General features: G+C 67.7%; 22 protein-coding genes. 15 read left to right on the plus strand and 7 right to left on the minus strand.

Features of this window, described 5'->3' with window-relative positions; genetic code table 11:
- Positions 1 to 67 precede the first annotated feature (67 nt).
- The 3 genes from ACFV4K_RS04585 to ACFV4K_RS04595 all read left to right on the plus strand — a co-directional run bounded on the left by ACFV4K_RS04585 (position 68) and on the right by ACFV4K_RS04595 (position 1,243).
- Positions 68 to 418, plus strand: coding sequence for a MerR family transcriptional regulator (locus tag ACFV4K_RS04585; RefSeq protein ID WP_379272062.1), 351 nt, complete (start codon positions 68 to 70; stop codon positions 416 to 418).
- A 127-nt stretch (positions 419 to 545) separates the two neighbouring features.
- Positions 546 to 1,025 (plus strand): PAS domain-containing protein, encoded by a 480-nt coding sequence (locus tag ACFV4K_RS04590; protein ID WP_379272064.1) that lies wholly within the window; start codon positions 546 to 548, stop codon positions 1,023 to 1,025.
- Positions 1,025 to 1,243, plus strand: coding sequence for an ANTAR domain-containing protein (locus ACFV4K_RS04595; RefSeq protein ID WP_379272066.1), 219 nt, complete (start codon positions 1,025 to 1,027; stop codon positions 1,241 to 1,243). Before ACFV4K_RS04590 ends, ACFV4K_RS04595 begins: the two co-directional genes overlap by 1 nt.
- Before the next feature lie 96 nt (positions 1,244 to 1,339).
- Here the strand turns inward: ACFV4K_RS04595 and ACFV4K_RS04600 are convergent, their stop codons facing one another.
- On the minus strand, positions 1,340 to 1,561 hold the full coding sequence (locus ACFV4K_RS04600; RefSeq protein WP_379272067.1) for a hypothetical protein: 222 nt from the start codon (positions 1,559 to 1,561) through the stop codon (positions 1,340 to 1,342).
- A gap of 456 nt (positions 1,562 to 2,017) precedes the next feature.
- On the opposite strand from ACFV4K_RS04600, the gene ACFV4K_RS04605 reads away from it, so the two are divergent.
- The 11 genes from ACFV4K_RS04605 (at position 2,018) to ACFV4K_RS04655 (ending at position 11,477) form a co-directional block, all read left to right on the plus strand.
- Positions 2,018 to 2,470 carry a recombinase family protein gene (locus ACFV4K_RS04605; RefSeq protein ID WP_379272069.1) on the plus strand — a complete coding sequence of 151 codons (453 nt, stop codon included), beginning with the start codon at positions 2,018 to 2,020 and terminating at the stop codon, positions 2,468 to 2,470.
- Between the two features lie 332 nt (positions 2,471 to 2,802).
- A complete protein-coding gene (locus tag ACFV4K_RS04610) occupies positions 2,803 to 3,645 on the plus strand; it encodes a helix-turn-helix transcriptional regulator (RefSeq protein WP_379272071.1) in 843 nt (280 codons plus the stop codon).
- Positions 3,642 to 5,078, plus strand: coding sequence for a Fe-S cluster assembly protein SufB (gene sufB / locus ACFV4K_RS04615; RefSeq protein WP_357082965.1), 1,437 nt, complete (start codon positions 3,642 to 3,644; stop codon positions 5,076 to 5,078). The genes ACFV4K_RS04610 and sufB overlap by 4 nt, the downstream gene beginning before the upstream one ends.
- On the plus strand, positions 5,078 to 6,256 hold the full coding sequence (gene sufD / locus ACFV4K_RS04620) for a Fe-S cluster assembly protein SufD (protein WP_379272072.1): 1,179 nt from the start codon (positions 5,078 to 5,080) through the stop codon (positions 6,254 to 6,256). Before sufB ends, sufD begins: the two co-directional genes overlap by 1 nt.
- A 35-nt stretch (positions 6,257 to 6,291) precedes the next feature.
- Positions 6,292 to 7,065 carry a Fe-S cluster assembly ATPase SufC gene (gene sufC, locus ACFV4K_RS04625; protein WP_379272074.1) on the plus strand — a complete coding sequence of 258 codons (774 nt, stop codon included), beginning with the start codon at positions 6,292 to 6,294 and terminating at the stop codon, positions 7,063 to 7,065.
- 2 nt (positions 7,066 to 7,067) lie between these two features.
- Positions 7,068 to 8,321 (plus strand): cysteine desulfurase, encoded by a 1,254-nt coding sequence (locus ACFV4K_RS04630; RefSeq protein ID WP_379272076.1) that lies wholly within the window; start codon positions 7,068 to 7,070, stop codon positions 8,319 to 8,321.
- A gap of 3 nt (positions 8,322 to 8,324) precedes the next feature.
- Positions 8,325 to 8,798 carry a Fe-S cluster assembly sulfur transfer protein SufU gene (gene sufU / locus ACFV4K_RS04635; RefSeq protein WP_379272077.1) on the plus strand — a complete coding sequence of 158 codons (474 nt, stop codon included), beginning with the start codon at positions 8,325 to 8,327 and terminating at the stop codon, positions 8,796 to 8,798.
- 3 nt (positions 8,799 to 8,801) lie between these two features.
- Positions 8,802 to 9,158, plus strand: coding sequence for a metal-sulfur cluster assembly factor (locus ACFV4K_RS04640; protein WP_357082950.1), 357 nt, complete (start codon positions 8,802 to 8,804; stop codon positions 9,156 to 9,158).
- Between the two features lie 407 nt (positions 9,159 to 9,565).
- Entirely contained in the window at positions 9,566 to 10,228 is a 663-nt protein-coding gene (gene lexA / locus ACFV4K_RS04645) for a transcriptional repressor LexA (protein WP_379272079.1), read from the plus strand.
- 52 nt (positions 10,229 to 10,280) lie between these two features.
- Positions 10,281 to 10,739: a DUF4189 domain-containing protein gene (locus tag ACFV4K_RS04650; protein ID WP_379272081.1), complete on the plus strand. Its 459-nt coding sequence runs from the start codon at positions 10,281 to 10,283 to the stop codon at positions 10,737 to 10,739.
- A 111-nt stretch (positions 10,740 to 10,850) separates the two neighbouring features.
- The gene (locus ACFV4K_RS04655) at positions 10,851 to 11,477 is read left to right on the plus strand and encodes a hypothetical protein (protein ID WP_379272083.1); all 627 of its coding nucleotides are present in this window, start codon (positions 10,851 to 10,853) and stop codon (positions 11,475 to 11,477) included.
- Positions 11,478 to 11,479: 2 nt separating this feature from the next.
- Here ACFV4K_RS04655 and ACFV4K_RS04660 read toward each other — a convergent pair whose 3' ends face one another.
- The 4 genes from ACFV4K_RS04660 to ACFV4K_RS04675 all read right to left on the minus strand — a co-directional run bounded on the left by ACFV4K_RS04660 (position 11,480) and on the right by ACFV4K_RS04675 (position 14,590).
- Complete coding sequence (locus ACFV4K_RS04660; RefSeq protein ID WP_379272085.1) at positions 11,480 to 12,475, minus strand: SMP-30/gluconolactonase/LRE family protein; 996 nt, start codon at positions 12,473 to 12,475, stop codon at positions 11,480 to 11,482.
- Positions 12,476 to 12,569: 94 nt separating this feature from the next.
- Positions 12,570 to 13,061 carry a hypothetical protein gene (locus ACFV4K_RS04665; protein ID WP_379272087.1) on the minus strand — a complete coding sequence of 164 codons (492 nt, stop codon included), beginning with the start codon at positions 13,059 to 13,061 and terminating at the stop codon, positions 12,570 to 12,572.
- 30 nt (positions 13,062 to 13,091) lie between these two features.
- Complete coding sequence (locus ACFV4K_RS04670; protein ID WP_379272089.1) at positions 13,092 to 13,670, minus strand: GNAT family N-acetyltransferase; 579 nt, start codon at positions 13,668 to 13,670, stop codon at positions 13,092 to 13,094.
- Between the two features lie 32 nt (positions 13,671 to 13,702).
- Positions 13,703 to 14,590: a Ku protein gene (locus ACFV4K_RS04675; protein WP_379272091.1), complete on the minus strand. Its 888-nt coding sequence runs from the start codon at positions 14,588 to 14,590 to the stop codon at positions 13,703 to 13,705.
- A 227-nt stretch (positions 14,591 to 14,817) separates the two neighbouring features.
- Here ACFV4K_RS04675 and ACFV4K_RS04680 point away from each other — a divergent pair, with 227 nt between their 5' ends.
- On the plus strand, positions 14,818 to 15,942 hold the full coding sequence (locus tag ACFV4K_RS04680; RefSeq protein ID WP_379272093.1) for a sulfite oxidase: 1,125 nt from the start codon (positions 14,818 to 14,820) through the stop codon (positions 15,940 to 15,942).
- A gap of 15 nt (positions 15,943 to 15,957) precedes the next feature.
- Here the strand turns inward: ACFV4K_RS04680 and ACFV4K_RS04685 are convergent, their stop codons facing one another.
- Together ACFV4K_RS04685 and ACFV4K_RS04690 are read right to left on the minus strand one after the other, a co-directional pair.
- A complete protein-coding gene (locus ACFV4K_RS04685) occupies positions 15,958 to 16,947 on the minus strand; it encodes a diiron oxygenase (RefSeq protein WP_379272095.1) in 990 nt (329 codons plus the stop codon).
- A 126-nt stretch (positions 16,948 to 17,073) separates the two neighbouring features.
- Entirely contained in the window at positions 17,074 to 18,633 is a 1,560-nt protein-coding gene (locus tag ACFV4K_RS04690; protein WP_379272097.1) for an MFS transporter, read from the minus strand.
- Positions 18,634 to 18,715: the final 82 nt, after the last annotated feature.

Below are 18,715 nucleotides of genomic sequence, written 5' to 3' on the forward strand. Positions count from 1 at the left end.
GGCGCACCCTGCGCCGGGGCCTCCCGTCGTTGGAAAATCTTTGAGAGGTGTTGTGCAGCAACCAGATATGACTCCCACATCCGCTACCGGCGGGGTGGACCGACTCGATGACGAGGATTTCCCCGCCTACAGCATGGGCCGCGCCGCGGAGCTGCTCGGTGTCACCCAGGCGTTTCTGCGCACGCTCGATGCCGCGCGCCTGCTGACCCCGCAACGCTCCGAGGGCGGGCATCGCCGCTACTCGCGCTATCAACTGCGGATCGCCGCACGAGTGCGCGAGCTGATCGACGCCGGCAACTCCCTCGAAGGCGCGTGCCGGATCGTGATCCTGGAAGACCAGCTCGCCGAGGCCCAAGCCCTCAACACCGCGCTGCAACACGCCCTCGACGAACACGAAGCCCACCACACGCAGCCGTAGCGGCGGGCGCCAACAGCCCCACCGGCAGTTGCGACAAACGCCAGACCAGCCTGAAACGCCAGACCAGCCTGAACCCCTGGGCCGGCGCGGGCCCTCGAACGCCTCGGTTTTGGCGCACACTGATGTCGTGACCGATACGTCCGAGCCGCGTGTCGTGGTGCCGCCCGTGCCGGAGCAGACCGTGACGGGATGTCCGCATCCGATCGGTACCTTCCGGTTCCGGTTCGCCGACCAGCGGTGGGAGTGGTCCGACGAGACCGCGGCCCTGCACGGATACGCCCCCGGCACGGTGGAACCGACGACCGAGCTGGTGCTGAGCCACAAGCATCCCGACGACCGTGACGTAGTCGCCGCGATGCTTGCCGCGGCCGCGCGGGAGGGGACCGCGTTCTGCAGCCGTCACCGCGTTATCGACACCCGCGGGGTCGAGCATCAGGTGCTGGTGGTCGGGGACTGCTTCTACGACGACTCCGGCGTCGTCGCGGGCACCACCGGCTACTACATCGACATCGACGACCTGCCGAGCCGCCCCAGCAAGTGTTCGATGAGACGGCGACGGAAGTCGCTGCCGCCCGCACGCAGATCGAGCAGGTCAAGGGCGCGTTGATGCTGGCCTACGGCGTCACCGCCGAGCAGGCGTTCCGGGTGCTGGTGTGGCGGTCCCAGGAAACCAACACCAAACTGCGTGCCCTGGCCGCCGGAATCGCCGCCGCCCTCCCCACCCTCGGCGGAGGGTCGGTCCAGCAACGCACCCGGTTCGACCACCTGCTACTCACCGTCCACGAACACCTCTCCCCGCCACCAGCGGACACGAGTTCGCCGTGATACCGCAGGCCTAGGCGGCGGCCGACTTCGCCGCGACACGTTGAACGCGCGCACAACGTTCGGCCCGCGCCGATACCGACCGCTCGGCGACAAGCGTTAGTTCATGCGGGCCCGGGCCTCACGCAGATACATCAGGTCCCAGTCCTGATCTTCGTGGTCGTTGCCCAGCACCACCCGCTTGCGCCACTCGAACACCGCGACCATCACCTGCCGGTCGATCTCCCAGGGCTCCTGACCGTGATGCTCGTTCTTGAAGAACGGCTCCCACCGCGGACGCAGCACCGTCTCCCCGACGATGTCCACCATCTCCAACTTCACAGCCACCATCCCGCCGCCGGCCAGTTCTCCGACCGATCGAACCTCACCGTAGCGGTGCGCCGCACACCGGACCCATTGCAGTGCAGCCGCAACAGGCCGGTCGGTGTCCTCGGCCCCCCGGTGATCCAGGCGCCGGTGGCGTTCGGAGAACAATCAGCGGGTGATCTTCGACCAGCGTTCGGGGATCAGGATGAGGCGCCGCGTCCTTACGGCGATTACCGAGTCCGACATCGGTCATCCCGAGACCGCTATGCGTTCGGAAAACGGTGGCGGGTTCAAGGGATCGCGGCATCACCGCGTGGATGATCATGTCGGCGTGGAGGTTTGGGTGCGGGACTACGGAATGTCGGCTGTTCGTCAGGACGAGTTGTGGCGGCGGCGGCGCGCTCGTTGGCTACCCCAGGGTCTCGACCACCGACCAGCTGCTCCGCGCTCACCGCGGCCGGATGCCAGAAGGTGTTCGCGGACAAGAAGTCCGGCAAGAACGCCGAGCGCGAGGAACTGCAGCGCTGCCTGGAATACCTGCGCCCCGGCGACACCCTCGTCGTGCCGGCGCTGGATCGGCTCAGCCGCTCGATGCAGGACCTGCTCGCGATCGACGCCGACCGGGATGCGGCCGGTCCTCTCCGTCGATCTCGCGGACCTCGAACACAGACAGCCCACCAGCCACCAGCAGCACCCGATCGCCGACGTTCACGGATGCCCGCAGCCTATACCGGCCGCACGGTCTGTTTATGGAACGATCGAATGCGTGTTCGAGTACTGGGAGCGAGTTCGCCGCCGCGAAACGCCGCGTCGTCGACTCGCCGACCCGGGCGACGACAGATGCGCCAGCCGCCGATCCGGTCCGCTCAACGCCCGCGCCGCGGGTTCGGCGTTCTCGGTGTCGTGGAACGGCCAGATGAGTAATACGGAATCGACCCCGTCCGCGGACGCTGCCAGCGAGTCCGGCTCGGACAGATCGCCGTGCACCACCTCCACCTCCGGGGGAAGCCCGGCGGCTGCCGGATCCCGGACAAGGCCCGAGTCCGCGCACCCGTCATCGCCAGATCCGCGACGACTTTTCGGCCGATATTTCCCGTCCCACCCACTACGAGCACACTGTTCACACCGTCCAGAACCCCTCATGACCGGCCCTGATTTCCGAATTGCCGGGATGCACTAGGGTGTGCCAGCTCACATGCGATGCCATATTCCCAGGTCGCGCATTTTCGGTCAGGGGACCCTTACTGGATCGAGGAATGGAATTCCGTCACACTTGTGTTGTGAAAACCGTGGGTTTGCGGAACGCGGAACAGGCCGGGCACCAGAACGACGGTGCCCGGTCCGTTGTCGTGTCCGGGCCGGCGGGTGAGGGGCACACGCGCGAAGCTGTCGTCAAGCTGCTGTTGGAGGAAGGCCCGATCACCGCGACCGCCATCGGCGAGCGGCTGGGTCTGAGTCCGGCGGGGGTGCGGCGGCATCTGGACGCGCTCATCGAGTCCGGCGAGGCGCAGGCGACCAGGTCGGCGCCGTGGCAGCAGAAGGGCCGCGGTCGTCCCGCCAAGCAGTACCAGCTGACGGCCACCGGCCGGGGCCGCCTCGCGCACGCCTACGATGACCTCGCCGGAGCGGCCATGCGGCAGCTGCGGGAGATCGGCGGCGATCAGGCCATCGCCGATTTCGCGCGCAAGCGGGTGGCGTCCATCGTGGCCGGGGTCGGCGATCTCGCCGTCCACGCCCCGGCCGAGACCGAGGCCAAGGCGGAGGAGATCGCGGAAGCGTTCACCGATGCCGGGTTCGCGGCCTCGACCCGAAAGGTCGGCGCCGGCGTGCAGATCTGCCAGCATCACTGCCCGGTCTCGCACGTCGCCGAGGAATTCCCGGAGTTGTGCGCGGCCGAGCTGGAGGCCTTCCGCGCGATTCTGGGCACGCATGTGCAGCGCCTGGCGACCATCGCCAACGGTGACTGCGCCTGCACCACGCACGTTCCCCTCATTGCTTCGCCCGCTATGCCCGATACCGCCCCCGAACGTTCCGCCCAGACCCCCGTTGCGCAGCCCGCAACGACTTCTACACATGACTCCGGAAGGAGTGCCGAATGACGACGACCACCGACCAGGTGCAGCCGCTGTCCCAGGAAGAGACCATCGCGTCCCTGGGTACCTACGAGTACGGCTGGGCCGACAAGGATGTCGCCGGTGCCGCTGCCAAGCGCGGACTGTCCGAGGAGGTCGTGCGCGACATCTCGGCCAAGAAGAGCGAGCCCGAATGGATGCTCGACTTCCGCCTCAAGGCACTGCGCATCTTCGACAAGAAGCCCATGCCGAGCTGGGGCTCGAAGCTCGACGGCATCGACTTCGACAACATCAAGTACTTCGTGCGCTCGAGCGAGAAGCAGGCCGCGTCCTGGGAAGAGCTGCCCGAGGACATCAAGAACACCTACGACAAGCTGGGCATCCCGGAGGCCGAGAAGCAGCGTCTCGTCGCCGGTGTCGCCGCCCAGTACGAGTCCGAGGTCGTCTACCACTCCATCCGTGAGGACCTGGAGAAGCAGGGCGTCATCTTCCTCGACACCGACACCGGTCTCAAGGAGCACCCCGAGCTGTTCCAGAAGTACTTCGGCTCGGTCATCCCCTCGGGTGACAACAAGTTCTCCGCGCTGAACTCCGCGGTGTGGTCGGGTGGCTCGTTCATCTACGTGCCGCCGGGCGTGCACGTGGACATCCCGCTGCAGGCGTACTTCCGCATCAACACCGAGAACATGGGTCAGTTCGAGCGGACGCTGATCATCGTCGACGAGGACGCCTACGTCCACTACGTCGAGGGGTGCACCGCGCCCATCTACTCCTCGGACTCGCTGCACTCGGCGGTTGTGGAGATCATCGTGAAGAAGGGCGGCCGCTGCCGCTACACCACGATCCAGAACTGGTCGAACAACGTCTACAACCTGGTGACCAAGCGTGCCAAGGCCGAGGCCGGCGCGACCATGGAGTGGGTCGACGGCAATATCGGCTCCAAGGTCACCATGAAGTACCCGGCCGTGTGGATGACCGGTGAGCACGCCAAGGGCGAGGTGCTCTCCATCGCGTTCGCCGGTGAGGGCCAGCACCAGGACACCGGTGCGAAGATGCTGCACCTGGCGCCGAACACCTCCTCGAACATCATCTCCAAGTCGGTGGCGCGCGGCGGTGGCCGTGCTTCGTACCGCGGCCTGGTGCAGGTGAACAAGGGTGCGTACGGCTCGAAGTCGACCGTGAAGTGCGATGCGCTGCTGGTGGACAACATCTCCCGCTCCGACACCTACCCCTACGTCGACATCCGCGAGGACGACGTGACCATGGGCCACGAGGCGACCGTCTCGAAGGTGTCCGAGGACCAGCTGTTCTACCTGATGTCCCGCGGTCTGACCGAGGACGAGGCGATGGCCATGGTGGTGCGCGGCTTCGTGGAGCCCATCGCCAAGGAGCTCCCGATGGAGTACGCCCTGGAACTGAACCGCCTGATCGAACTGCAGATGGAAGGAGCCGTCGGCTGATGGCCGTGGAGAACGTTGCCGAGGCCGCTGAGGCTCGTACCCCGGCGTTGAACAAGGGCGAGGTGTTCGCCTCGTTCGACGTCAACGCCTTCGAAATCCCTTCCGGCCGTGACGAGGCGTGGCGCTTCACCCCGATGCGCCGCCTCAACGGCCTGCACGACGGCACCGCCGTCAAGGACGGTCAGCCGACCGTCGAGGTGACCGCGCCCGCCGGTGTCACCGCCGAGACCGTGGACCGCACCGACGCCCGCCTGGGCCAGGGCGGCACCCCTACCGATCGCGTTGCGGCGCAGGCCTACTCGGGCTTCGATGCCGGCACCGTCGTGACGGTCGGCGCGGAAACCGAAGTGGCCGAGCCGGTCACCGTGGCCATCACCGGTCCGGGCGAGGGCAAGGTCGCCTACGGGCACCTCCAGATCCGCCTCGGCAATTTCGCTCGCGCCACCGTGGTCGTCGACCAGCGCGGCAGCGGAACCTACGCCGAGAACGTGGAATTCATCCTCGGCGACAGTGCCGCGCTGAATGTCATCGTGGTCCAGGACTGGGCCGATGACGCCGTGCACGTCACCGCGCATCACGCCCTGCTCGGCCGCGACGCCGTCCTGCGCCACACCAATGTCACCCTCGGTGGCGACCTGGTGCGGCTCACCGGCAATGTCCGCTACGCGGGTCCCGGCGGCGACGCCGAACTGCTGGGCGTGTACTTCGCCGATGACGGCCAGTTCTTCGAGCAGCGTCTGCTGGTCGATCACTCGCAGCCCAACTGCAAGTCCAACGTGCAGTACAAGGGTGCGCTGCAGGGTGATCCGACCTCGGACAAGCCGGACGCGCACACCGTGTGGGTCGGCGACGTGCTGATCCGGGCGGCCGCCGAGGGCACCGACACCTACGAGCTGAACCGCAACCTGGTGCTCACCGATGGTGCGCGTGCCGACTCGGTGCCGAACCTGGAGATCGAGACCGGCGAGATCGTCGGGGCCGGACACGCCTCGGCCACCGGCCGTTTCGACGACGAGCAGCTGTTCTACCTGCGTTCGCGCGGTATCCCGGAGGAGGTCGCCCGCCGTCTGGTGGTGCGCGGCTTCTTCTTCGAGGTGCTGCAGAAGATCTCCGTCCCCGAGGTCCGGGAGCGGCTCGAGGCGGCCATCGAGGCCGAACTCGCCGCTGTCGGCGCCTGACCCATACTTCCCATCCCGCAAAGGAATCCGATTCGATGACCACCCTGGAAATCAAGGACCTGCACGTCGAGGTCGCCAGCCCGGACGAGAACGCCGAGCCCATCAAGATCCTCAAGGGCGTGAACCTGACCATCAAGTCGGGCGAGACCCACGCCATCATGGGCCCCAACGGCTCCGGCAAGTCGACCCTGTCCTACGCCATCGCCGGCCACCCCAAGTACACCGTCACCCAGGGCACCATCACCCTCGATGGTGAGGACGTGCTGGAGATGTCGGTCGACGAGCGCGCCCGCGCCGGCCTGTTCCTGGCCATGCAGTACCCGGTCGAGGTGCCCGGCGTCTCGGTCTCGAACTTCCTGCGCACCGCCGCCACCGCGATCCGCGGCGAGGCCCCCAAGCTGCGCACCTGGGTGAAGGAAGTCAAGGAGGGCATGGCCGAGCTGGAGATCGATCCGGCCTTCGGCGAGCGCTCGGTCAACGAGGGCTTCTCCGGTGGTGAGAAGAAGCGCCAGGAGATCCTGCAGCTGAGCCTGCTCAAGCCGAAGATCGCCGTGCTCGACGAGACCGACTCGGGCCTGGACGTCGACGCGCTGCGGATTGTTTCCGAGGGTGTGAACCGTTACAAGGAGCGGGAGACCGGCGGCATCCTGCTGATCACCCACTACACCCGCATCCTGCGCTACATCAAGCCCGACTTCGTGCACGTGTTCGTGGGCGGCAAGATCGTCGCCGAGGGCGGCGCCGAGCTGGCCGAGGAACTCGACGCGAACGGCTACGTGCGCTTTACTTCAGCTGCTGTAGGAGCCTGAATATGACCAGCACCGTGGGGACTCTCGACATCGCCAGGATCCGGGCCGACTTCCCGATCCTGAGCCGGACCGTGCGCGACGGGAAACCGTTGGCGTACTTGGATTCCGGTGCGACGTCGCAACGTCCGCTGCAGGTGCTCGACGCCGAGCGGGAATTCCTGCTCGAGCACAACGCGGCCGTGCATCGCAGCGCGCACCAGCTCGCCGAGGAGGCCAATGAGGCCTACGAGGCGGCGCGCGCGGCGATCGCGGCGTTCGTCGGCGCCGGCCCGGACGAGATCGTGTACACCAAGAACGCGACCGAGTCGCTGAATGTGGTGGCCTACGCCTTCTCCGACGACCGCTTCCCGTACCACGTGGGTCCCGGTGACGAGATCGTCATCACCGAGCTCGAGCATCACGCGAATCTCGTTCCGTGGCAGGAGCTCGCGCGCCGCACGGGTGCGACGCTCAAGTGGTACGGCGTCACCGACGACGGCCGCATCGACCTGGATTCGCTCGAATTGTCGCCCGCCACCAAGGTGGTCGCGTTCACGCACCAGTCGAATGTGACCGGCGCGGTCGCCGATGTCGCCGAATTGGTGCGCCGGGCCAAGGAAGTCGGCGCGATCGTCGTGCTGGACGCCTGCCAGTCGGTGCCGCACATGGGCGTGGACTTCAAGGAGCTGGGCGTCGACTTCGCCGCCTTCTCCGGCCACAAGATGCTGGGCCCCTCGGGTGTCGGCATCCTGTACGGGCGGCGTGAGCTGCTCGAGGACACCCCGCCGTTCATCACCGGCGGCTCCATGATCGAGACCGTGTTCATGGATCACTCGACCTTCGCCCCGCCGCCGCAGCGGTTCGAGGCGGGCTCGCAGATGATCTCGCAGGTCGTCGGATTGGGCGCTGCCGTCAAGTATCTCAGCAATGTGGGGATGGATGCGGTTGCGGCGCATGAGCACACGCTCATCGGCGCGGCGCTCGAGGGCCTAGGCGCGATCGACGGCGTCCGCATCATCGGACCGACCGAGAACGTGAACCGCGGTGGCGCGGTGGCGTTCGTGGTGGACGGTATCCACGCCCACGATGTCGGCCAGATCCTCGACGACCAGGGTGTCGCCATCCGTGTCGGTCACCACTGCGCGTGGCCGCTGCACCGCCGTTTCGGCGTCGCCGCCACCGCCCGGGCCTCCTTCGCGCTGTACAACACGGTCGACGAGGTCGATCAGCTGGTGGCCGCGGTGCGGAAGGCCCAGAGCTTCTTCGGAGTTGCATAGACCATGCGCATGGAGCAGATGTACCAGGAAGTGATCCTGGACCACTACAAGCACCCGCACCACCGGGGGCTACGTGAGCCCTTCGGCGCCGAGGTGCACCACGTCAACCCGACCTGCGGTGACGAGGTGACCCTGCGCGTGCACATCGACGACAACGGCGATGTGAAGGACGTGTCCTACGACGGCCAGGGCTGCTCGATCAGCCAGGCCTCCACCTCGGTGCTCACCGATCAGGTCATCGGCCTGCCGGTGCAGCAGGCGCTGAAGGTGGTCGAGGAGTTCGACGCCATGATCACCGGCCGCGGCACCGTCGAGGGTGACGAGGACGTGATCGGCGACGGTGTCGCGTTCGTCGGCGTCGCCAAGTACCCCGCCCGCGTGAAGTGCGCGCTGCTGGGCTGGATGGCGTTCAAGGACGCCGTGGTGCGGATCGCCTCGGCCGAGGAAGCCAAGAAGACGATGGGCAACGGGGAGTAAGAGATGAGCGAAACCGAGCAGCAGACCAAGGAACTCACTCCCGAGGAGCTCCAGCACCTCGACGACATGGAGGAGGCGATGCGTGACGTCGTCGACCCCGAACTCGGCATCAATGTCGTCGATCTGGGCCTCGTCTACGGCATGGCCTTCGAGGATGGCATCGCCAAACTCGACATGACCCTGACCTCCCCGGCCTGCCCCCTCACCGACGTGATCGAGGACCAGTCCCGCAACGCCCTGGTCCGCTCCGGCCTCGCCGAGGACCTGCAGATCAACTGGGTCTGGATGCCCCCGTGGGGCCCCGACAAGATCACCGACGACGGCCGCGAACAGCTGCGCGCCCTCGGCTTCACGGTGTAAACAGAACGCACTCCGACGATGCGGACCGATTCTGGTGGATCGGTCCGCATCGTCGTTTCAGCGGCCCAGCGCCTCGTTCAGGAGGGCTCTGGCTGTGGCGCAGAGGATTCGGCGGCCTCCGGGCGGGGGAGGGCGGCGATGTCGACGAGCCAGATGCAGGACTCGATGCCGGTGGCGGACCGGATGGCGATGGACAGGCGGTGGATGTCGATGTCCGGGTGCGTGAGCGCAGGAGCATTCGGGCGAGAACATCGGCGAGGGCGAGACCCACGCGCTGTTCATCGAACTCGAGGAGCCCGCGCCGGCGGCCGAGGACCCGGTGCCGGGTCCTTCCGGGATGTAGCGCGCTCGCGTGTTACGGCCGGTCGTGCCGGGGTTCGGGCGGTGACGCGCCGTACGATTCTTCGGTGACCTATGACGACTTCGACGGATTCGAGCATCTCGACACCTCCACGTTGCCCGAACGCCAGCAACGCATTCTGTGCAGCATTCGGGATTGGGTGCAGCGGCACGGGTATTCGCCGAGCACTCGGGAGATCGGGGACTCGGTCGGCCTGAAGTCGGCCTCATCGGTGTCGCGGCATCTGCGTGAGCTGGAGGAGCGCGGGTTCCTCAAGCGCAGTGAGTCGGTGACGCGTCCCATGGACGTGCGGTTGTTCCTGCGGGCGTCCGCGCCGGCGCGGCAGCGGGACGAGAACTCGGTACCGGTGCCGGTCGTCGGCGATATCGCGGCCGGTGCCCCGATCCTGGCGGAGGAGCACACCGACGATGTGCTCTCGCTGCCGCGGGAGCTGGTGGGCCGCGGCACCGTGTTCGGTCTGCGGGTGCGCGGCGACTCCATGGTCGACGCCGCCATCTGCGACGGAGACATCGTCGTGGTGCGCAAACAGCACGAGGCGCACACCGGCGAGATCGTGGCCGCCATGATCGACGGCGAGGCCACGGTCAAGGTCTACAAGCGCGCGAACGGGCATGTCTACCTGGAGCCGCGCAATCCCGCGTACCCGGTGATCGATGGTGACAATGCCCAGGTACTGGGTAAGGTCGTCTCGGTCATGCGCCGGGTCTGAGCGTCTGGCATGATGACCGCCGTTATCACCATCCATCCCCGGGGAGTATCGAATGTCGTTGCTGCGCAAGGCCGGTGTCGGCCTCGCCGTTACGTCGATGGCCGCGATGGGCACCGTGGCCGCCGGATCCGCCTCCGCGGCGGAAAACGGCGAGCCGGTCTTCATCGCGACCTCCGGTGACCTGTACGGCGCGTTGGCGCTGTCCAAGAGCACCGGGAACGTCGCGTATGCCGTGAACTACGGCAGCTGGGACGCCGCGGACTCCTCCGCGGTCAGCCAGTGTGGCGGCGGTGACTGTGCCGTCGTCGTGCACTTCGCCAATGCCTGTGGCGCGGTCGCCCAGGGCGCCGACACCCGCTTCGGCTGGGCGTGGGCGCCGTCCAAGGTGGAGGCCGAGTCGGCCGCCATCAATGTGCTCGGCAAGAGTGCGCCGGGTTTCCCGGACACGGGTTCGTCCTCGCCGCGTCAGGCCAAGATCATTCTCTCGGCCTGCACCGACAACGCGAGCTGACGTTCCGCGAAACACTCATGCGCCACACCGGATTCGTCCGGTGTGGCGCTGTTTTGTTTGCGGGAGTCCATTTTCCAGCAACACGCCGGGCTCGGCGGCGATGATTTCCCCGTGGACGACATCACCTACGAGGACACCCGGTTCGCGTTGCACGCGGCGGCCGAACTGCTGATCGCCGGTCCGCAGTATCGCCGGTTCGGCAGCATCCGCATGCGCATCGTGCTGGGCGGATTCGCCGGCATGAAGTGGCCGGTGTCGGTGACGGGCACCGATCTGGTGTGGCCGCAGGGCCGGACCCGCCTGCACGGCACCTACAGTGACCTCGCCTCGAGCGCCGGATTCGAGGCCGACGGCCCGCCCGACGGGCTGTATTCCGATGGCACCCGGATGGATCCGGACGAGCCGTTCAAGGTCGACTCCGAGGCCGCCACCGCCGTGCACGACTGGTTCGCGGTGGGGGACACCGCATTACGCCGCTTCGCCGCCGAACAGCAGCCGGTGTTGTGGCCCGAGCACTTCGACCTGTCGGTGGCGGTCGACGAGGTGAATTACGGTGTCTCCCCGGGCGACTGGGACAACCCGACGCCGTACGCCTACGTCGGCCCGTGGACCCGCCGCCGCGGCGAGTTCTGGAACGCGCCCTTCGGAGCCGTGCGGCCCCGCACCGAAGTGGCGACTGTGCAGAGCCTCATGGGGTTCTTCCACGAGGGCAGAGCCCATGCGGCCCAGGACAACTGACGTCAGCGGTAGTGGGCCTTCAGGACGTCCCCACCCTCGGTGCCGAGCATCAGCGTGCGCGCCGGGGCCGGGGCGACGGCCACGGAGGTGAGCGGCTGGCCGGACAGCACGGTGCAACTGGTGTGCGCGATCGGATCCGCGAGCACCAATTGCCCGCTGCCGGTGGCGATGTAGAGCAGCCCGTCGACGATCGCGAGGTCGTCGGGCAGCAGTGGGCCGGACAGGGGAGCGGGGGCCAGATCCACGGCCACCATCGCCCGCGCCGGATCATCGATCGGCAGGGCGACGACCCGCGCGGTCGGGCTCTCCAACAGCGTGACGTAGAGGATGCCGTCCGTGGCGACGATGCCGTCGGCGCCGAGGCCGAGGGCCGCCAGTGCGGTGTGGCTGCGGGCGGTCCAGTCGGCGTCGATGCTGCCGTCCGGCCGGATCCGCACCACGGAGTTCGCGGAGGTGTCGGCCACGTACAGGGTGCCGTCGGCGTCGAAGGCCGCGCCATTGGCCTGACCGAGCCCGGACACGAACACCTCGGGCGTCGGGTCGGCGGCGGCCGGATCGAACCGCACCACCCCGCTGCCACCCGAGAGGCCGGAGAGCGGTGAATTGCCGAAGGTGGCGTACATCAGCCCGTCCGGGCCGCGTCGGACCGCGCCCGGACCCCGCACCGGCACGCTGGCGACCCGACGGGCGTCCCCGTCGTACTTCTCCACCACATCGTGCTGCGCGCGGGCGACCCAGATGCTCTCGGTCGCCTCGTCGAAGGTGAGGTTCTCCGACCAGTCGAGCAGCGGCGCGCGGGTGGACATCGCCACGCGCGCCTCGATGGGTGCGCAGGAAAGCGAGCCCGCGACGGGTGATGCGGGTGCCTCGGCCGCCGCCGGACCGATCGGCCCGCTCGCCGCGGCCGTCATCGCCAGCAGCGCGGCGACGCCCGCGACCAGGCGGCGTCCCCGGGCATCGAATTGCGGCGCAACGGCATTCGGTAGCGGATCCGGCATCGACGCGTTCCCTTCGCTGGCTGATGATCGCGGCCAGCGTATATCGGCCATTGTGGTCCAGCAATGGGGCTCGGCGGCGTGTGACCGGGCGGTGCTACACGCCCGGGTGCGTGGGTAGCGCCTCGGTGGACCGGTCGGCCAGCGCCGCTTCGACATTGGCGAGGCCCGCGCGCACGCCCAGCCCGTAGCCGTCCTCGTCCAGGGCGTCCAAGCGGTCGTGGGCGGCGGTCAGATGCTGTCGAGCGGTGTCGAAAGCGCCGAGACGTCGGTAGTTGTCGGCCAGATTGAGGTGGAGCGAGGGATAGAAGCCGCGTACGCTCAGGCCCGCGTGATGGGCCTGAGCGCGTTCGTCGGTGAGCGAGTCGGCGGCATCCAGGGCACGGATGTCCCAGGTGAGGGCGTCGGCCGCGTGGTCCTGGAGGTCGGCGAGGAAGTGCGCCAGGGAGACCCGGTGCAAGGGGTCGCCGCCCGCCCCGATCCGATCCCACAACGAGGTCAGCTGTTCGCGAGCCGTCGCCGGATCGCCTTGGCGTCCAAGGATTACGGCATCGTTGATGGCGGCCATGGTCGGATCGGGGGCGGTCATGACGGCGACCGTAGCGGGAGGGTCCGACAACTAGCGGGCGGGCCGCCCGTGGCGTCCGTCGCCGGTGATACGGCCGCGCCGGATGAGGTCGCGTTTGGTGCCGGGGCCGAGGGTGACCTGTTCGTCCTCGCCGGCGACGCGGTCGTCGGGGTTGGGGCGCACGAACAGCGTCACGGTGGTGCCTTCGGTGAATCCGTTGCGGCGCATCATGGCCGCGGAGGCGGTGTTGTGGATCTCGACGTCGGTGACGATACGGGCCGCGCCGTGCCGGAACAGCACATCGCAGCAGGCGGTCATGAGTTTGCTGGCGACGCCGCGCCCCTCCACCTCGGGGGAGACGGCGATCCACTCCAAGTACGCCCAGTCCTCACGGAGCTCGAATTCCATGGAGGCCAGCACGAATCCGACCACCTGATCCGAATCCACCGCCACCCAGCAGGATTTGCCGGGGCTGTCGAGGTGTTCGGCGACCGAGGTCAGCGACCACGACGTGTAGGGCTTGGCCTGGGTGTCGAACACCTGGTAGCCGAGGTCGATGACCTGCCGCAGGTGTCCGAGCCCCATGGGCACGATGGCGATGTCCGAGTGGATGGATATATCGGGATCCATGCCGACAGTTTGCCAGGTGGCTGCTGAAGGGGTCAGGCACCCTTGCGGGTCTGCTTGGCCGGAGCCTTCTTCGCGGCCTTCTTCGCGGGCTTCTTCTTGGCGGGCGCGGCCTTGGCGGCCGGGGCCGATCCGGTCTTGCGCCCGGACGCCTCGAGGCTGCGCTGCAGGGCCGCGACCAGGTCGACGACCTCGGCGTCCATCGCCGGGGCGGCCGCTTCCGGCGCCCGCGTGACCTTGCTGGAGCCGCTGGCGATGGCCTCGTCGAGCAGCTTTTTCAGCTCGATCTGGTATTCGTCCACGTAGAGGCTGGGATCGAAGTCGTCGGACAGCGTGTCGACGAGGGTCTCGGCCATCTTCAGTTCCTGCGTCTTGGGTTCGGCGACGCCCTCGAGCTTGTCGAAGGCCACCGACCGCACCTCGTCGGGCCACAGCAGGGTCTGCAACACCATCACCCCGTCGCGCACCCGCAGCGCGGCCAGCCGGGTCTTCTGCCGGAGGGTGAAATGCACCAGCGCCACCCGGTCCACCCGATCGAGGGTCTTGGCCAGCAGCACATACGCTTTGGGCGTGGTGGAATCGGGTTCCAGATAGTAGCTCTTGTCGAAGAGAATCGGATCGATCTGTTCCGAGGGCACGAATTGCAGGACCGGAATCTCATGCTTCTCCGCGGCGGGCAGTTTCGCGAAGTCCTCATCGGTGAGTATCACGCGATCACCGTCGGGCGATTCGTAGGCCCGATCGATATCGGAATACTGCACCGGCTGCCCGTCCACGGTGCACAGCCGCTCGTACCGAATACGACCGCCGTCGGCGGCGTGCACCTGGTGGAACTTGATGTCGTGGTCCTCCGTGGCGGTGTACACCTTCACGGGGACATTGACCAATCCGAACGCGATGGAGCCCTTCCAAATGGACCGCATAGCCCGATCGTACTTGGGCGGGCGCCCCGGGGCGGGGAAGGTCATTGACAATCTGACGCTGTCAATGGGCGCCGAATCTTGATTTAACCTCCGTGCCGGTCTGCCGTAACCTCTGCTGGCAGGGGTGGATGTTCGAATTTCCAACCGGCCCACCGCCTTCGAGGAGACCGCTCGTGCGATTGCAGACTCTCGCCCCCGTCGAGGCGTTTCGGCGGGATAATGAGCCGATGGGTCGTCGACTCGCTGATTCGAGCACGCGCGCTCGGCTGGCCGCCCCCGACGAGGGCATTGGTGCGGATGAGCTCGCGCTCGCGACCCGGAATCACGGATTGCCGCTCGAGGCGCTGCGCTATGACGTGACGCCGCCGGGCCTGCACTACGTGCTGACGCACTACGACATCCCCTACGTCGCCTCGAACGCGCCCTGGCAGCTGAAGATCGGCGGCCGGGTGCGGCGGCGGCTGCGGCTGGACGTGCCCACCCTGCGGGCGTTCGCCCAGGTGACGACCCGGGTCACGCTGGAGTGCGCGGGCAACGGCCGGGCGCTGCTCTCCCCGCGCCCGGTCAGTCAGCCTTGGTTGGTCGAGGCGGTGGGCACCGCCGACTGGACGGGCGTGCCCTTGAAGCTGCTGCTGGCGGAGGCCGGGGTGGAGTCCGACGCGGTCGATGTGGTGTTCACCGGCGCGGATCACGGGGTGGAACGGGGTGTCGAGCAGGACTATCAGCGGGCGCTGCCGGTCGATGTGGCCATGGGCTGCGAGTCGGAGGTGCTGGTCGCCTACGAGATGAACGGGGCGCCGCTGCCGCCGCAGCACGGCTATCCGATTCGGCTGATCGTGCCCGGCTGGTACGGGATGGCGCACGTGAAGTGGCTGCGCGAGATCACGGTGATCGACCAGCGGTTCACGGGTTTCCAACAGGCCGTGAACTATCGGATGCGGCAGGACTCGGGTGAGGCCGGTGAGCCGGTGACCCGGATCGTGCCGCGGGCCCTGCTGGTTCCGCCCGGCTTCCCGGACTTCATGTCGCGGTCGCGGGTGGTGCGACCGGGCCGGGTGCCGTTAGAGGGACGGGCCTGGTCCGGGAAGGCGCCGCTCGCGCGGGTCGAGGTGAGCACCGATGCGGGGCACAGCTGGCACGATGCCGAGCTGGACCCCGACCAGGGCCGCCGCTGGGCGTGGCGGCGCTGGTGTTTCCATTGGACCGCGACCCCCGGCGACTATCTGCTCAGTGCCCGGGCGACCGATGCCGACGGCAACACCCAGCCGCTGGATCAACCCTGGAATCGCGGCGGTTTCGCCGTGAATCTGGTCCAGCGGGTCCCGGTGCTCTGCCTGGAGGCCGACGAGTGACCGGGACCCGTCGGATCAGGCCACCCGGCGATCGGGTTCGCTGCGGTAGCGGGAGTGGTCGCCGTCGATGCCGAGCGTCTTCCACAGTCGCTGGGTGACCGGGTTCATCAGGCCCAGTTCGTCGGCGAGGGAACGCATGTCGCCGAAGTAGCCGGACAGGATCTTCGACGCGGTCGGCGACTGCCAGAACGCTTCCTTGATGACCTCGCGCGGAATGTCGAAGGTGCGCGCGAATTCCGGCGGCGGGGCCATGATCTCCCCGGCGAGCCAGCGCATGGCGAGCGGGAAGGCGATACCGCAGAAGCTCTGGTACATCGGGCTGCGCCGCGGGATGTGCCTTTTCAGGAACTCGTTGGCGAAGGAGATGTGCCGGGCTTCCTCGGCGATATGGATCTCCATGCACCGCACCACCGCGGGCGGCAGATTGGCGCCGTTGCGGATGACGGCCTTCTGATAGTGGTCGATCGGTTCCTCACCGCCGAGAATGCCGATGAACAGAATCGGCCAGGCATATCCGCCGGCGACGCCGATGAGCGGTGAGAGTTTCCGGAAGAAGGGCCGCATTCCCGGAACATCGACGCCGATCCGGTTCACCAGCTCCTGGAACATCTGGATGTGGTTGCACTCCTCGGTCATTTCGTGGAGGCAGTAGCGAAACTCCGGCGACCCGTTGGGCAGCTTCATGATGTACTGCATCATTCCGCGGATCAGAATGCTCTCGAAGGCCGCGCCGACCTTGATGGCATTGGCGATCCGCCACTTGCCGATCTCGATCTGCCGCTCGATCGGCTGGTCCCGGTACCACTGTGTCGCGCTCAAGGGGTCGATATCGGGTTGCAGCACCCACCGCGGATCGTGTGGGTCGATCGCGAATTCGGGGGAGTCCCAGGGGATATCGAGATATGGATCGAACCGGCGGTACACCGATCCCTCCGAAAGGGTGTGGAGCACGTCCGCGTACGCGTGTGCCTCGGTACCTGCATCCGACCTCGTCGTCAGAGCCATCGTTGCCTCCTCGTCTGTGTGCCGCCCCGCCCGGGCTCTCCGCGGCCGTGGCCTGTCCTGTGCGGTGCGACACACTCCAAGGTAAGTGCTAATCCAAGTTACACACAAGACCTCTCGGGTCACGTGTCATGAGATTTCCGCGGGTTCGGCAGATCGCGTCCCGGTTTCGGCCGGTCGCGCGGACCTGGGACGCTGCGTGACTGCCAGGACCGCGGCCCCGGTCAACGCGAACAGGAGTGACCAGGGCGCGCCGACGTGCATGGCATGAATGAAGGCGTGATCGGCGGCATCGGCCAGATCGGGACGGTTGAGCGTGGACGCGACGTGACGGGCCTGCTCGGCCGATACGCCGGCGGGCCCCCGCGCGTCCTCGGGCAGCGCGCTCAGCGCATCCCCGATGCCGGTCCGGTAGGCGATGGCCATGATCGTGCCGCCGAGTGCGATACCCAGGACGCTGCCGGTTTGCCGGACGGTGTTGGTCACCGCGGATCCGGCGCCGGCGCGGTCGAGGGGGAGTGTGCTCATCAGTGCGCTGGTGACCGGGCCGATGACCAGGCCGATCGAGACGCCCTGGATCGCGGCCCCGATCACGTTCCAGACGATGGGCGTGTGCAGGCCGAAGAGCGCGAGGCTGCCCATGCACAGCGCGCCGACGGTGAGTGCGGTCGCCGAGACCGCGCGCAGCGACCAGCGCCGGACCAGGCGGATGCCCAGCGGCCCGCCGATGATCACGCCGACGGCGGCGGGGGAGTTGATCAGGCCCGCGTCCAGCGGGGAGAAGCCGCGCGCGCCTTGCAGATAGAACGCGCCGTAGAACCCGGCGGCGGTCATGGCCAGGAACAGCAGGCCCAGTGTGGCGTTGCCGCCGCCGAATGCGCGATCGGCGAGCAGGCGCGGGTCGAAACTGGGCTGCGCGGAGCGCAATTCGACGATGACGAAGCCCGCGAGCAGGGCGATCCCGGCCGCGATCGGCCCCCAGACCTCGATCGGCGTCCAGGCCGCGTGCTGTCCGGCCCGGATCAATCCGTAGGCGAGGGCGGTCAATCCGCTGATCGACAGCGCGAGCCCGGGCAGGTCCAGTGGCCGCGGCGCGGGGCTACGGAAGTTGGGGACCAGGGCCGCGATCCCGATCAGCGCGACCGCGACGACGGGCACGTTCACGAGAAACACCGAGCCCCACCAGAAATGGTCGAGCAGCACTCCGGCGAGCAAAGGTCCGGCCGCGAGCCCCACACCGGCCGAGGTGGAGAACAGTCCGATCGCGGAGGCGCGGGCCGGTCCGGTGAACGTCCAGGTCACCGTCGCCATGGTGGCGGGCATGATGAGTGCGCTGCCGACGCCCATGACGGCGCGGGCGGTGATGAGCTGTCCCGGATTCCCGGCGTAGGCGGCCCAGATCGAGGCGGTGGCGAAGACGATCAGCCCCGCGGCGAGCACGCTGCGGTGTCCGTAGCGGTCGCCGAGCGCTCCGGCGCTGAACATGAGCGCGGCGAAGACGAGGGTATAGGACCCCGAAGCCCATTGCAGCTGTGCGGGATTCGCGCCCAGGCCGCGTACCGGGTCGGCGAGGGTCTCGAGGGTGGTGGCGAGGATCGTGTTGTCGAGCCAGATGAGCAGGGATGACAGCAGCAGGACGGCGAGGATAAGCCGCTGCCGGGTTCTCGGCAGCGTCGCGGGCACGGTCATGGAAACCTTCGCTAAGATTGGTAGGAACCTGACGATCGCCAGTGTGGGCGATTGTCAGGAACCTGTCAATCTCTGGAAAGGG

It is taken from the genome of Nocardia sp. NPDC059764 (genome assembly GCF_042732555.1).
Lineage (GTDB): Bacteria > Actinomycetota > Actinomycetes > Mycobacteriales > Mycobacteriaceae > Nocardia.